The 13,128-nt window shown below is 64.4% G+C and carries 10 protein-coding genes; 9 read left to right on the top strand and 1 reads right to left on the bottom strand.

Annotated elements, in window-relative coordinates; translation table 11 throughout:
• Nucleotides 1-26 precede the first annotated feature (26 nt).
• The 5 genes from xdhB (at nt 27) to ACEOAC_RS08280 (ending at nt 6,579) form a co-directional block, all read left to right on the top strand.
• The gene (gene xdhB, locus ACEOAC_RS08300; protein WP_413443763.1) at nt 27-2,396 is read left to right on the top strand and encodes a xanthine dehydrogenase molybdopterin binding subunit; all 2,370 of its coding nucleotides are present in this window, start codon (nt 27-29) and stop codon (nt 2,394-2,396) included.
• Nucleotides 2,397-2,418: 22 nt separating this feature from the next.
• The gene (gene xdhC / locus ACEOAC_RS08295; RefSeq protein ID WP_413443764.1) at nt 2,419-3,483 is read left to right on the top strand and encodes a xanthine dehydrogenase accessory protein XdhC; all 1,065 of its coding nucleotides are present in this window, start codon (nt 2,419-2,421) and stop codon (nt 3,481-3,483) included.
• 199 nt (nt 3,484-3,682) lie between these two features.
• On the top strand, nt 3,683-4,981 hold the full coding sequence (gene guaD / locus ACEOAC_RS08290) for a guanine deaminase (RefSeq protein ID WP_413443765.1): 1,299 nt from the start codon (nt 3,683-3,685) through the stop codon (nt 4,979-4,981).
• Nucleotides 4,982-5,200: 219 nt separating this feature from the next.
• Entirely contained in the window at nt 5,201-5,596 is a 396-nt protein-coding gene (locus ACEOAC_RS08285; RefSeq protein ID WP_413443766.1) for a hypothetical protein, read from the top strand.
• Nucleotides 5,596-6,579: a type II TA system antitoxin MqsA family protein gene (locus tag ACEOAC_RS08280; protein ID WP_413443767.1), complete on the top strand. Its 984-nt coding sequence runs from the start codon at nt 5,596-5,598 to the stop codon at nt 6,577-6,579. Before ACEOAC_RS08285 ends, ACEOAC_RS08280 begins: the two co-directional genes overlap by 1 nt.
• Nucleotides 6,580-6,589: 10 nt before the next feature.
• Here ACEOAC_RS08280 and ACEOAC_RS08275 read toward each other — a convergent pair whose 3' ends face one another.
• Nucleotides 6,590-7,192 carry a TetR/AcrR family transcriptional regulator gene (locus tag ACEOAC_RS08275; protein ID WP_039877242.1) on the bottom strand — a complete coding sequence of 201 codons (603 nt, stop codon included), beginning with the start codon at nt 7,190-7,192 and terminating at the stop codon, nt 6,590-6,592.
• Between the two features lie 255 nt (nt 7,193-7,447).
• Between ACEOAC_RS08275 and ACEOAC_RS08270 the strand changes: the two genes are divergently transcribed.
• From ACEOAC_RS08270 to ACEOAC_RS08255, 4 genes are all read left to right on the top strand, one after another.
• On the top strand, nt 7,448-9,001 hold the full coding sequence (locus ACEOAC_RS08270; RefSeq protein ID WP_413443768.1) for an efflux transporter outer membrane subunit: 1,554 nt from the start codon (nt 7,448-7,450) through the stop codon (nt 8,999-9,001).
• A 5-nt stretch (nt 9,002-9,006) separates the two neighbouring features.
• A complete protein-coding gene (locus ACEOAC_RS08265; protein WP_413628783.1) occupies nt 9,007-10,242 on the top strand; it encodes an HlyD family efflux transporter periplasmic adaptor subunit in 1,236 nt (411 codons plus the stop codon).
• A gap of 30 nt (nt 10,243-10,272) precedes the next feature.
• Complete coding sequence (locus ACEOAC_RS08260) at nt 10,273-11,868, top strand: DHA2 family efflux MFS transporter permease subunit (RefSeq protein WP_241813235.1); 1,596 nt, start codon at nt 10,273-10,275, stop codon at nt 11,866-11,868.
• 159 nt (nt 11,869-12,027) lie between these two features.
• A complete protein-coding gene (locus ACEOAC_RS08255; RefSeq protein ID WP_077236351.1) occupies nt 12,028-13,035 on the top strand; it encodes a zinc-dependent alcohol dehydrogenase family protein in 1,008 nt (335 codons plus the stop codon).
• Nucleotides 13,036-13,128 lie beyond the last annotated feature (93 nt).

Here is a 13,128-nt window from a genome sequence, read left to right as displayed (position 1 = left end):
ATCGACAGAATCCGCAGGAGAACAGCATGAACAAGCAAAGCGAACAATTCCTCAATACCCTGGTACAACCGCCGCAGGACTGGGCCACCGTGGGCAAGCCGCATCCGCATGAATCGGCCCTGCTGCACGTGACCGGCGAAGCCACCTACACCGACGACATCGTGGAACTGCAGGGGACCCTGCATGCGGCCCTGGGCCTGTCGCAGAAGGCCCATGCCAGGGTGCGCGCCATCGACCTGGACAAGGTCAAGGCGGCCACCGGTGTGGTCGCAGTCTTCACCGCAACGGACATTCCGGGCGAGAACGAATGCGGGGCCATCATCCACGACGATCCGGTGCTGGCCGATGGGCTGGTGCAATACGTGGGTCAGCCGATGTTCATCGTGGTGGCCGACAGCCACGACCATGCGCGCCGCGCCGCGCGCCTGGCGGTGGTCGATTACGAAGAACTGCCGCCGGTCCTGACGCCACGCGCCGCCCATGCCGCGCAATCCTATGTACTGCCGCCGATGCACCTGTCGCGCGGGGAACCGGCGGTGGCCCTGGCGCTGGCACCGCACAAGCTGCGCGGCCAGTTCGATGTGGGCGGACAGGAGCAGTTCTATCTGGAGGGGCAGATTTCCTATGCCATCCCCAAGGAGGGGCGCGGCATGCACGTGTACTGCTCGACCCAGCACCCCAGCGAGATGCAGCACCATATCGCCACCGTGTTGAAACTGGCCTCGCACGATGTGCTGGTGGAATGCCGGCGCATGGGCGGCGGCTTCGGTGGCAAGGAATCGCAATCGGCGCTGTGGGCCTGCGCCGCTGCCGTGGCGGCGGCGCGCCTGCGTCGTCCGGTCAAGCTGCGCGCCGACCGGGATGACGACATGATGGTCACCGGCAAGCGCCACTGCTTCGCCTACGACTACGAGATCGGCTATGACGACAGCGGACGCATCCTGGCGGCCAAGATCGACATGATCTCGCGGGCCGGTTTTTCGGCCGACCTGTCCGGCCCGGTGGCCACGCGGGCAGTGTGCCACTTCGATAATGCCTACTACCTCTCGGACGTGGAAATCCACGCCATGTGCGGCAAGACCAACACCCAGTCCAATACCGCCTTCCGCGGTTTCGGCGGACCGCAGGGGGCGCTGGCCATCGAGTACATCATCGACGAGATCGCCCGCAACCTGGGACGTGATCCGCTGGAGATCCGCCGCAACAATTTCTACGGCCCCAGCGATGAAGAAGGGCCGGCGGCGCGCAACGTCACCCACTATGGCCAGAAGGTGGAAGACAACGTGATCCACGGCCTGGTGGACCAGCTGGAAAAGAGCAGCCGCTACCAGGAGCGGCGCCGGGCGATTGCCGACTTCAATGCCGGCAATACGGTGCTGAAGAAAGGCCTGGCACTGACGCCGGTGAAGTTCGGCATTTCCTTCAACGTGCCGCACCTGAACCAGGCCGGTTCGCTGGTGCACGTCTATACCGATGGCTCGGTGCTGGTGAACCACGGCGGCACGGAGATGGGGCAAGGGCTCAATACCAAGGTGGCGCAGGTGGTCGCCCATGCGCTGGGCGTGCCGCTGGAGCAGGTGCGTTGCACCGCGACCGACACCAGCAAGATCGCCAACACCTCGGCCACCGCCGCCTCCACCGGCAGCGACCTCAACGGCAAGGCCGCGCAGGATGCGGCCCTGCAGATCCGCGAGCGACTGGCCCAGGTGGCGGCCCGGCATTTCGGCGTGGACGCATCGGCCATCCGCTTTGCCGATGGCCTGGTGATGGCCGGCGAGCAATCGATCGCCTTCGTCGAACTGGTGATGCAGGCTTACCTGCAACGGGTGCAGCTGTGGTCCGATGGCTTCTATTCCACGCCCAAGGTGCATTGGGATGCCAAGCGCATGCATGGCCATCCCTTCTTCTACTTCGCCTATGCGGCGGCGGTGTCGGAAGTGGTGATCGATACCCTGACCGGGGAGTGGAAACTGCTGCAGGCCGACCTGCTGTACGACGCCGGAGAAAGCCTGAACCCGGCGCTGGACATCGGCCAGGTCGAGGGTGGCTTCATCCAGGGCATGGGCTGGCTGACCACCGAGGAACTATGGTGGAACAAGGACGGCAAGCTGATGACGCACGCCCCCTCGACCTACAAGATCCCGGCCATCTCGGATTGCCCGGAAGCCTTCCGCACCGAGCTGTATCGCAACAGCAATGTCTCCGACACCATCCACCGCTCCAAGGCAGTGGGCGAACCGCCGCTGCTGCTGCCGTTCTCGGTGTTCCTGGCCATTCGCGATGCGGTCTCGGCAGTGGGTGGGCATCGCATCAACCCGCCATTGCGCGCACCGGCCACCAGCGAGGCCATCCTCGATGCGGTCGATGTGGTCCGCGCGGCCGCAGCGGTGCAATAAGCCAGACCCTCGGAGAGCGATCATGACGACATGGCTAGCCGCCTTGCGCCGCATGCAGCAGAGCAGCACACCGGCCGTGCTGGTGACGGTGGCGCAGATCCAGGGTTCGACACCGCGTGAATCGGGGGCGCGCATGCTCTACACCGCCGATGCGCAGTTCGACACCATCGGCGGCGGCCATCTCGAATGGCGCGCCGCGCAGATCGCACGCGCCATGCTGCAGGCCGATCCCGCCCGGCTGGATGGGCAGCGGCGACTGGAACGCATCGCACTGGGTCCCAGCCTGGGACAGTGCTGCGGTGGCGTGGTGTTTCTCTGTTTCGAACGGATCGCCAGCGATGCCGAGGCATTGCAGCTGTGGCAGGCACTGGAGCAATCATGGACCAGTGGAAATGACCGGTGGCGGGCCTTGCCACTGGACCATGCCGAGCCCATGCAACTGCTGCAACCTGATGGCACGCAGCACACGCTGCAGGACATGGCCCGTACAGCAAGCCAGACGCAGCTGGTGCGCGACCCACAGGGCCGCCGCTGGCTGCTGGACCTGTGCCGTGCGCACCAGCCGCAGGTGGTGCTGTTCGGCGCCGGCCATGTGGGTGCCGCCATCGTCAAGGTCTTGTCCACGCTACCCTACCGGGTGCTATGGGTGGATGAACGGGAAGACATGTTCCCGCCCGGCTTGTCGGCGCAGATCACCACCGAAGCCACCGACGTGCCCAATGCCGCGGTGGACATGGCCGAGCCGGGTGCGTACTATCTCGTGATGACTCACAGCCACGCCCTTGACCAGCAGTTGACCGAACGCATCCTGAAACGCGGGGATGCGGCCTGGTTCGGCCTGATCGGGTCGATCACCAAGCGCCGGCAGTTCGAACACCGCCTGGCCGAACGCGGCTTCAGCGCGCAGCAGCTGGAACGCATCACCTGCCCCATCGGCATTCCCGGCATCTACGGCAAGGAACCGGCCAGTATCGCCATCGCGGTGGTGGCCCAACTGATGCAGTTGTGGGAATTGCGGTCCCGCCAGCCGGCCGCGCAACGCTATCCCTCTTCCCTCGTCACACACGCTCTGGACGGCAGAGGCTGAAGGAACACCCTGCCGTCACCCTCCGGAAATCCACGTCACCGGTCCTGCTCCAGGCGCCAGACACGATCGGATTTCCCCATCGATTCCCCCCTATCCCTGTACGGAAAGCATCTTCACGTCTGTGCCTTCCAGTATGATGAATATTGAATCGACGGTCTGCGCCCAATCCGCGCCAGGCCGCCTGCAACGAGGAAATACCATGAGCCCATCCCTGCAAGCCTACCGCGCCAGCCTGCTGTACTTCAGCAACGATCCCGCCTTCGACGAACACGCCACGCACTGGCACAGCGACGGCCTGCTGCTGGTCCAGGACGGCAAGATCCAGGCCGCCGGCGACTACACCGCGCTGGCCGCCAGCCTGCCGCCTGGCACCGCCACCGAGGACCTGCGCGGCAAGATCCTCTGCCCCGGCTTCATCGATACCCACGTCCACTACCCGCAGACCGACATCATCGGTTCACCCGCCCCGGGACTGCTGCCCTGGCTGGAAAACTACACCTTCCCGGCCGAACGTCGCTTCCAGCAGCCTGAGCATGCGGCCGAAGTGGCCGACTTCTTCCTGAGCGAACTGCTGCGCAATGGCACCACCAGCGCGGCAGTGTATTGCACCGTGCATCCGCAGTCGGTGGATGCCTTCTTCAGCGCCAGCCATGCGCGCAACCTGCGCATGGTGGCCGGCAAATGCCTGATGGACCGCAATGCGCCCGATTTCCTGCGTGACACGGCCGAGAGCGGCGTACGCGAGAGCGAGGCGCTGATCCGGCGCTGGCACAACAAGGGACGCCAGCATTACGCCATCACCGTGCGTTTCGCACCGACGTCCACGCATGCGCAGATGAAGCTGGCCGGTGAACTGGCGGCGCAGTATCCGGATGCGTATATCCAGACCCATGTGGCCGAGAACACCGACGAAGTGAAGTGGGTCAAGGAGCTCTACCCCGACGCGCGCAGCTACCTGGATGTCTATGACGGCTATGGCCTCATGCGCCAGCGCGCCCTGTATGCACACTGCATCTGGCTGGACGACCAGGACCGCGCGCGCATGGCGGCCACGCAGTCGGCTGCGACCTTGTGCCCGACGTCCAACCTGTTCCTGGGCAGTGGCCTGTTCGACTTTGCCCGCGCCGACGCGGCACGGGTACCGCTGTCGCTGGCCACCGATGTCGGTGGCGGCACCAGCTTCTCGATGCTGCAGACCATGAACGAGCTGTACAAGGTGGCCCGCATGGGCGGCACCTATCTGCCGGCGCAGCGCATGTTCTACCTGGCGACACTGGGTGGCGCACGCGCCCTGCAACTGGAGGGGACCATCGGCAGCTTCACGCCGGGCTGTGACGCCGACTTCGTCGTCCTCGATCCACAGGCCACCCCCCTGCTGGCGCGCCGCAGTGCGACCACCGACAGCCTGGAAGAACAGTTGTTCGCCCTGGCTATCCTGGGGGACGACCGCGCCATCGCCGCGACCTATTCGGCGGGGGTGAAGGTGCATCAGCGCTGATCGCTTTACGTCAGCACGCCATCGTGTGGCCCGGCTTGCCCTTGCGGTGAGCCGGGCTTTTTTTGCGTCTGCCTTTTTCTTTATCTTTTTCCAACTTTTTCGTGACCACACGGACGCTGATTGATGGAGCATCCAAAGCTCAAATGTATCTACTGAGCAACATCATTTGATATGAAATAACCAATAACTTATCAATTGATTTATATTGGAGCCCATACGATGTCTGCCTCCCGCTTGCAGGTCCAAGGTTTTCTCAACCAGTTGTCTGCCATCAACCCGAAGGAAATCATCCTTTCGCGCCAGCGCAAGACGTTGGATTTCCTGGATGAACTCGATTTCGACATGCGCGACGTGATCATGGCGTTCAGACAACTGCGCGTGGAAGATTACAGCTATGGCCCGAATCAGAACGACTGGGGTGCGGGTTGGGTGTGGCACTTCGGCAAGGCCGTCATCCAGTGGGTCGATGAGGAACAGGTAGTACGGCGGGTGTACATCAAGCTCTGCCTGGCAGTCAGCAAGGATGGCCGCAAGACCACCTGCATGTCCTTCCATCCCCCTGAAAGGACGATGACCTTTCCCTTCTCCAAGCCCCCCGTTCAATGGAGCGTCTGATGGACAACAAGCTTTTCGATATCTGCCCCAACTGTGCCGGCGAAGGCACGGTACAGGCCGTGAGTACGACCGAAATCCGCACGGTGAACAAGGAAGCCTTCGAGGTTCCGGTGAACTACTTCGCCTGCCAGCGCTGCGGCGAAAGTTTCCAGACGATGGAGATGGACGACAGCCTGGCCCTGGCACGCGATCTGTATCGCGACAAGCACGGCATGGTCCGGCCGGCGCAATTGACGGCGTGGCGCAAGTCGCTCGGACTGTCCCAGGTCGAACTGGCGGCCGTACTCGGCTGGGGCGTGGCCACCGTCAGTCGCTACGAGAACGGCAAGCTGCAGTCCGATGCCCATGACAAGGCCATGCGCATGGCCATGCGCTCGGCCGAGACCGCCATGGAACTGGTGCGCACCGCCGCCGACCTGGCACCGCAGGTGCGTTCCCGCCTGCTGGCTGATCTCGAAAAGAAGGCCGCCGCCCAGGCGCTGGAAAAGGCCTTTCTGGCCAGCGTGCGTAGTGCACCGGCCGAGGGCATCCACCTGGAGAAGCTGGGACAACTGGTGCTGCTGCTGAGCGAACCGGAAGGCGTCTTCGTCACGAAACTCAACAAGCTGCTGTTCTACAGCGACTTCAGTTTCTATAAGCAACGGGGACGCAGCCTGTCCGGACTGGCCTATGAACGCCTGCCGTATGGACCGGTGCCCTCGGCGTTCCGGCTGCTGTTCTCGCTGCTGGAACAACGTGGCCTGATTCGCCAGGTGGAAGTGAAGGTAGGCACCACCGAGGGAACACAGGTCCTGCCGCTGCTGGCGTCGGACCGGAACTGCTTCGATGAAGAGGAACTGGCCCTGCTGCTCGATATCAAGAAGCGCTTTGCCAGGATGACGGCCAACGATATCTCGGAAGCCTCCCACCTGGAACAGGCCTGGATCGCCACACCGATGGGCATGACGATCGCCTACCAGCACGCGGCCGCATTGAGCTTCTGAGCTACCCGCCTCAGCGTGGCTGGTACAGGTAGATGAATGCCTGGACCGCCCGCTCGGCCGATTCGCGCTGCTGTTGCGGCGTGATGTCGGTGACCACGTTGAGCACGCGCATCTCCATCCATTCCGCCTCCATCAAGCCCCGGAACTGCATGGCGGCGATCCAGGGATCGCCGCCATGCAGCTTGCCCTCGTCCATCTTGACCTTCAGGAACTCGGCGATGCGGGTCCAGCCACGACGCGGGCCGCGCTCGTAGAGCATGGGGCCCAGATCGGACTTGCCGGCGTAATACGAGGCCAACCGTTTGACGGCAATCACCTCGGGCCGGAACACCACACTCAAATAATGCGTCGCCAGACGCAATAAACCGGTTTTCAGATCGTCTTCGTTGCGTAAGGCCATGAACAGTTCTTCGAACTGGCACCCCACCTGTTTCATCATCACCTCCACGAAGATTTCTTCCTTGGAGTTGAAATAGTTGTAGAGCGTGGCCTTGGAACCGCCGACCCGGGCCGAGATTTCCGCCATCGAGGCTGCTTCGAAACCGATTTCGTTGAACACCTCGGCAGCGATATCAATCATTGCCTGGCGGCGTTCTTCACTTTTCTTGCGCATGAATTTTCCTGTGGTGCCGGCCGGCATCGCGGTGCTTGCTGCGGCCAATGTCGAATTATAGGCGGAGAAGCCATCCAAAGCCGCCAGATTCACATCAATTGCCCGTCCAAATTCACTGTTGCGGCTTTGCCGCACAAAGGCGAGTAATTTATCGCAATGAGTCTTGACTATTCACAAAACCAAATACTATACTGAACTGTACAGTTTTAAAACCAAGCATTTCTGTTTCAGTTGTTCACTCCACACTCCACGAACATGAATAACAATTCATCTCTCCACGGTCAGCGTTCGCCGTCGCCGCGACGTCCTCAGCCCTGGCGGCGGGCCGTGACGGCCTCGGCCGCCGTGCTGACGGCAACGCTCATGGCAGGCTGCGCCTCCTTCACCGATCTCGGCCCACGCGCCGAACCCAAATCCATCGCGCAGTACCAAGCAAGCCAGACGCTGGCGGCCACCGCAGTGCAGGCCGCCTGGCCCAACGACCAGTGGTGGAAGGTCTATGGCGACGCGCAACTGGATGCGCTCATCGCCGAAGGCCTGCAAGGCGCGCCCTCCATGGCCGTGGCCAAGGCGCGGCTGATGAAGGCCGAAGGTGCGGCCCAGCAGCAAGGTGCGGCGCTGTATCCGCAGATCAGCGCCAATGCCTCGCTGGACCGGATGAAGCAGTCCTATAACAATGGCGTGCCGCCCGATTTCGTCCCCAAGAATTACAACAACGAAACCCGCGCCACCCTGGACTTCAGCTACGAGATCGACTTCTGGGGCAAGAACCGCGCCGCACTGGCCTCGGCCACCTCGGAACTGGAAGCCAGCCGCGCCGATGCCGCCCAGGCTCGCATCACGCTGGCCACCTCGATTGCCTCGGCCTATGCCGACCTGGCCCAGCTCTACGCCCAGCGCGATACCAACGAAGCCGCCCTGAAGGTGCGGGTGGAAAGCCTGGACCTGTTCAACCAGCGTTTCGGCAACGGCCTGGAAACGCGCGGTTCGGTCAAGCAGATGGAAGCACGTCGCGCCATTGCCCAGGCCGACCTGAAGGCCACCGACGAATCCATCGGCCTGCAGCGCAACAAGCTGGCCGCGCTGCTGGGCGCCGGGCCGGATCGTGGCCTGCAACTGGTCCGCCCGCAGATCGACCTGTCCAAGCCCTTCGCCCTGCCGGCGCAACTGCCGGTAGAACTACTGGGCCGCCGGCCCGACATCGTGGCCGCACGTCTGCGTGCAGAAGCCGCCGGCAAGCAGATCAAGGTGGCGCGCGCAGCCTTCTATCCCAACGTCAACCTGACGGCCTACTTCGGTTTCCAGTCGCTGGGCATCGATATGCTCACGCGCAGCGGTTCGGACATCGGCAGCGTCGGCCCGGCGATCTCGCTACCGATCTTCAACGGCGGTCGCCTGCGCGGACAGTTCCGCTCGGCCAGCGCCAGCTATGACGAAGCCGTGGCCAACTACGACCAGGCCGTCACCCAGGCCCTGCAGGACGTGGCCGATGTCGGCGTGAGCGAAAAAGCCCTGGCCGGACGACTGGCCGACGTGCAAGCCGCCGCCGATGCGGCCGAGGAGGCCTATCGCATCGTCAGCAACCGTTACAACGGCGGCCTGGCCAACTACCTCGACGTACTCAATGCGCAGGACACGCTCATCAGCAACCTGCGCCAGCTCTCCGACCTGCGCTCGCGCATGTTCACCCTGGATGTCGCGCTGGTGCGCGCCCTCGGCGGTGGCTACCGCGCCACCGACGACAGCAGCCGCCAGAACAGCGCCGACGCGCCCCATACCGATATGCCAAATACGCAAGCGAAAGGTTGATCATCATGTCCCACAGCGATTCCCAAGCGACCCAGACCCTGGCCGACGACGCCAAGCAACGCAATGAAGCCGCCACCCAGGCCGCGGCCGCGCAAAAGCGCAAGAAGCTCTTCTCCATCTTCGGCGGCGTGGTCGCCATCGCGGCCGTCGGCTACGGCGCCTACTGGTACCTGATCGGCTCGCGCTATGTCGAGACCGACAATGCCTACACCGCCACCGAGATCGCTACCGTCACCCCGGCCGTGAACGGCATCGTGTCGGCCGTGGATGTGGTCGATACCCAGGCCGTCAAGAAGGGCCAGGTACTGGTGCGCATCGACGACGCCGACGCCCGGCTGGCAGTGGACCAGGCCGCTGCCGACCTGGACCGCACCGAGCGCAAGGTCAAGGGCTTCTTCGCCAATGACGCCGGCCGGGCGGCCCAGGTGCTGGCCCGCGAAGCCGAGCAGAAGCGCGCCGGTGCGCAGTTGCTGTCGGCCCAGGCCGACCTCAAGCGTGCCGAGATCGACCTGCAGCGCCGTGAAGCGCTGGCCAAGTCGGGCTCGGTCTCGGGCGAGGAATTGAGCAACGCCCGCACCGCCCTGCTGACCGCCCAGGCCAACCTGAAGGCAGCCGAAGCGGCTGAAGTGCAATCACGCGCCAACATCAAGGCCACCCAGGGTGCGCAGAAGGCCAGCACGGTGCTGACCGCCAACACCACCGTGGAAGACAACCCCGAAGTGGTACTGGCCCGCGCCAAGCTCGACCAGGCCCGGCTGGATCTGGAACGAACCGTCCTGCGCGCCCCCGTCGACGGCGTGATCGCCCGCCGCCAGGTGCAGGTCGGCCAGCGCGTGCAGAGTGGCGCCACCCTGCTGTCGGTGGTGCCGCTGCAGCAGATGCACGTGGACGCCAACTTCAAGGAAGGCCAATTGACCAAGGTGCGCATCGGCCAGCCGGTGACCATGAAGGCTGATCTCTATGGCGGCTCGGTGGAATACCACGGCGTGGTCACGGGCCTCTCCGGCGGTACCGGCTCGGCCTTTGCCGTGATCCCGGCGCAGAACGCCACCGGCAACTGGATCAAGGTGGTCCAGCGCCTGCCGGTACGCATCTCGCTGGACCCCAAGGAACTGGCGCAGCGCCCGCTGTCGGTGGGCCTGTCGATGGTGGTGGAGATCGATACCCGCGGCCAGATCCAGGTCGGCGACGCCCAGCCCAAGACCGCGCAGAACACCGAGACCAAGGCTGCCGCGCTGTAAGGCGGGCCTCACGAGAAGACGAGGTTTCCCATGTCATCCACACTCAGCGCAGATGCCGGCTCGCCGCCCGCATCTCCGCCCACACCTCCTCCCACCGCCCAGCCGGCGCTGTTCGAAGCGCCACTGAGCGGCGCCCAGCTGGTCGGTGCCGGCATCCTGCTGGCGGCGGCCAACTTCATCGCCGTGCTCGATACCACCATCGCCAACGTCTCGGTATCGACCATCGCCGGGGCGCTTGGCGCCTCCACCAGCCAGGGTACCTACGTCATCACCTCGTACGCGGTGGCCGAAGCCATCACGGTGCCGCTGACCGGCTGGCTGGCCAACCGCTTCGGCACGGTGCGCGTCTTCATCCTGTCGATGGTCATGTTCGGGCTGTTCTCGGCCCTGTGCGGCCTGGCCAATTCGCTGGGCATGCTGATCGCCTTCCGCGTGATGCAGGGCCTGGCTGGCGGCCCCCTGATGCCGCTCTCGCAGACCCTGCTGCTGCGCATCTTCCCCAAGGAAAAGGCGCCAGCTGCGGTAGGCCTGTGGGCCATGACCACGCTGGTAGCGCCGATCGCCGGCCCGATCCTGGGCGGCGTGCTGTGCGACCAGTACAGCTGGCCCTACATCTTCTGGATCAACGTGCCGGTGGCCCTGATCTGCGGCTACCTCGGCTGGCGCATGCTCAAGCGCTTTGAAACCAAGATGTTCAAGCTGCCGATCGATCGCGTAGGCCTGATCCTGATGGTGGTGTGGGTCGCCGCGCTGCAGCTGATGCTGGATGAAGGCAAGGAAAAGGACTGGTTCGCCTCGACGGAAATCGTGCTGCTGGCGGTGACGGCGGTGGTGTTTTTCATCGCATTCCTGATCTGGGAACTGACCGAACGCAACCCCATCGTCGACCTGCGGGTATTCCGTCATCGCGGCTTCACGGCCAGCGTGACCACCATCTGCCTGGCCTTTGGCGCCTTCTTCGGCTCGGTGGTGCTGACGCCGCTCTGGCTGCAGGGCTACATGGGCTATACCGCCACCTGGTCGGGCTGCATCTCGGCGCTGACCGGCATCCTGGCGGTGATGACGGCGCCCATGGTGGCCAAGATGTCCACCACCATCGATGCCCGCAAGCTGGTGTGCATCGGTGTGACCTGGCTGGGTTTCATCACCTTCCTGCGCGCCTTCAACACGACTGACATGTCCTTCTTCCAGATCGGCTGGCCGCTGTTCCTGCAGGGCATCGGGCTGCCGCTGTTCTTCGTGCCGCTGACCGGTCTGGCGCTGTCCAGCGTCAATGAGGAAGAAACCGCCTCGGCGGCTGGCTTGATGAGTTTCTGCCGCACCATGGCCGGCGCCATCGCCACCTCCATCGTCAACACCAGCTGGGAGAACGATGCGACCTTCTTCCATGCCGAACTGTCCGGCCTGGTCGATCGCGGCGGCGAAGCCGTCAACAGCATGGTGGCTGCGGGGATGAGCCCCGATCAGGCCACCGCCTCGCTGGCACAGACGGTACAGAACCAGGCGGTGATGCTGGCCACCAATCACATCTTCATGATGGCGGCGGTGTCCTTCTCGCTGGCCGCCCTGGCAGTGTGGCTGGCGCCCAAACCCAGCCGCGTGGCCGATACCTCCTCGGCGCACTGACGATACCCGCTCCCCCTCCCCCCACAGTCCGTCCACCCCCTGCGGACTGGGCAGGCGGCCACTTCGGTGGCCGCCTGTTTTTTTGCGCTCCGACACGCCGGCAGCGATTTTGCTAGACTGCGCCATCCCATTGCTTCACCTTCCGAGGAGACCGTGCGCATGAGAGCCCTGCAAGCCGACGCCTTCGCCATCGACCGTCTGAGCCTGGTCGATCTGCCCACCCCGACAGCCCGACGCGGCGAGATCCTGGTCAAGGTCAAGGCCGCCAGCCTGAACTATCGCGACCTCGCCATCCTCTGCGGCGGCTACATGCCTTCCCTGCCATTGCCCTATACCCCTTGTTCGGATGCCTGTGGGGTGGTCGAAGCCGTGGGCGAGGATGTCACCCGTTTCAAGCCTGGTGATCGCGTCATCCCGGTCTATCTCCAGGGCTGGCGCGATGGCGCGCTCACGCCCGAGCAACGCAGCAGCGGCAGCCTGGGCGGGCCGCTGACCGGCGTGCTGCAGGACTACGTGGTGGTGCCGGCCGAAGACGCCGTGGCCGCGCCGGATTACCTCTCCGACGCCCAGGCCAGCACCCTGCCCATCGCCGCCCTGACCGCCTGGTCCTGTCTGCAGCAAGGCGGCCTGCAGGCCGGCCAGACCGTGCTGGTGCAAGGCACCGGCGGAGTGGCCCTGTTCGCGGCCCAGTTCGCCCGCGCCGCCGGCGCACGGGTGATCGGCCTGACCTCGACGGACGAGAAGGCGCAATTGATGCGCGACATGGGCGTGGACACCGTCATCAACTACCGCCAGACCCCAGCCTGGGGCCAGGCCGTGCGCGCCGCCACCGCGGGGCGCGGCGTGGATATCGTGGTCGAGACCACCGGCAGCAGCCTGGGCGAATCGCTCACGGCGGTGCGCTTCAATGGCTTTGTGGGTGTCATCGGCTTCGTCGGCGGCATGGAAACTCCGCTCAACATCCGCCAGCTGATCGGCCCCATGATCCGCATGCAGGGCGTGGTGGTGGGCTCGCGTGCCGCACTGGAGGCCATGATCCGGATGATGACCATGCACCGCATCGAGCCCCTGATCGACTCCAGCTTCCCGCTGGCGCGGGCGGCCGAAGGCTTTGCCCGCATGCAACGGGGCGAACATGCGGGCAAGATCGTCATTTCCTTCGACTGAACCCACCGGCCAATCCGGTCACTGCCCGCCCGCATGCTTGGCTGCACCCGGCCAAGCGCGTACAATCCCGGCTCAAGCATGCGGACCACGGTC

It is taken from the genome of Herbaspirillum frisingense (genome assembly GCF_047325095.1).
Taxonomy (GTDB): domain Bacteria; phylum Pseudomonadota; class Gammaproteobacteria; order Burkholderiales; family Burkholderiaceae_D; genus Herbaspirillum; species Herbaspirillum frisingense.
Note: the sequence above shows the minus strand (reverse complement) of the source record. Positions and strands in the feature narration are given on the sequence as shown.

Excerpts from the sequence above, each read along its gene's own strand:
- xdhB (WP_413443763.1), top strand. The coding sequence starts at position 27 with ATGAACAAGCAAAGCGAACAATTCCTCAATACCCTGGTACAACCGCCG.
- xdhC (WP_413443764.1), top strand. The coding sequence starts at position 2,419 with ATGACGACATGGCTAGCCGCCTTGCGCCGCATGCAGCAGAGCAGCACA.
- guaD (WP_413443765.1), top strand. The coding sequence starts at position 3,683 with ATGAGCCCATCCCTGCAAGCCTACCGCGCCAGCCTGCTGTACTTCAGC.
- ACEOAC_RS08285 (WP_413443766.1), top strand. The coding sequence starts at position 5,201 with ATGTCTGCCTCCCGCTTGCAGGTCCAAGGTTTTCTCAACCAGTTGTCT.
- ACEOAC_RS08280 (WP_413443767.1), top strand. The coding sequence starts at position 5,596 with ATGGACAACAAGCTTTTCGATATCTGCCCCAACTGTGCCGGCGAAGGC.
- ACEOAC_RS08275 (WP_039877242.1), bottom strand. The coding sequence starts at position 7,192 with ATGCGCAAGAAAAGTGAAGAACGCCGCCAGGCAATGATTGATATCGCT.
- ACEOAC_RS08270 (WP_413443768.1), top strand. The coding sequence starts at position 7,448 with ATGAATAACAATTCATCTCTCCACGGTCAGCGTTCGCCGTCGCCGCGA.
- ACEOAC_RS08265 (WP_413628783.1), top strand. The coding sequence starts at position 9,007 with ATGTCCCACAGCGATTCCCAAGCGACCCAGACCCTGGCCGACGACGCC.
- ACEOAC_RS08260 (WP_241813235.1), top strand. The coding sequence starts at position 10,273 with ATGTCATCCACACTCAGCGCAGATGCCGGCTCGCCGCCCGCATCTCCG.
- ACEOAC_RS08255 (WP_077236351.1), top strand. The coding sequence starts at position 12,028 with ATGAGAGCCCTGCAAGCCGACGCCTTCGCCATCGACCGTCTGAGCCTG.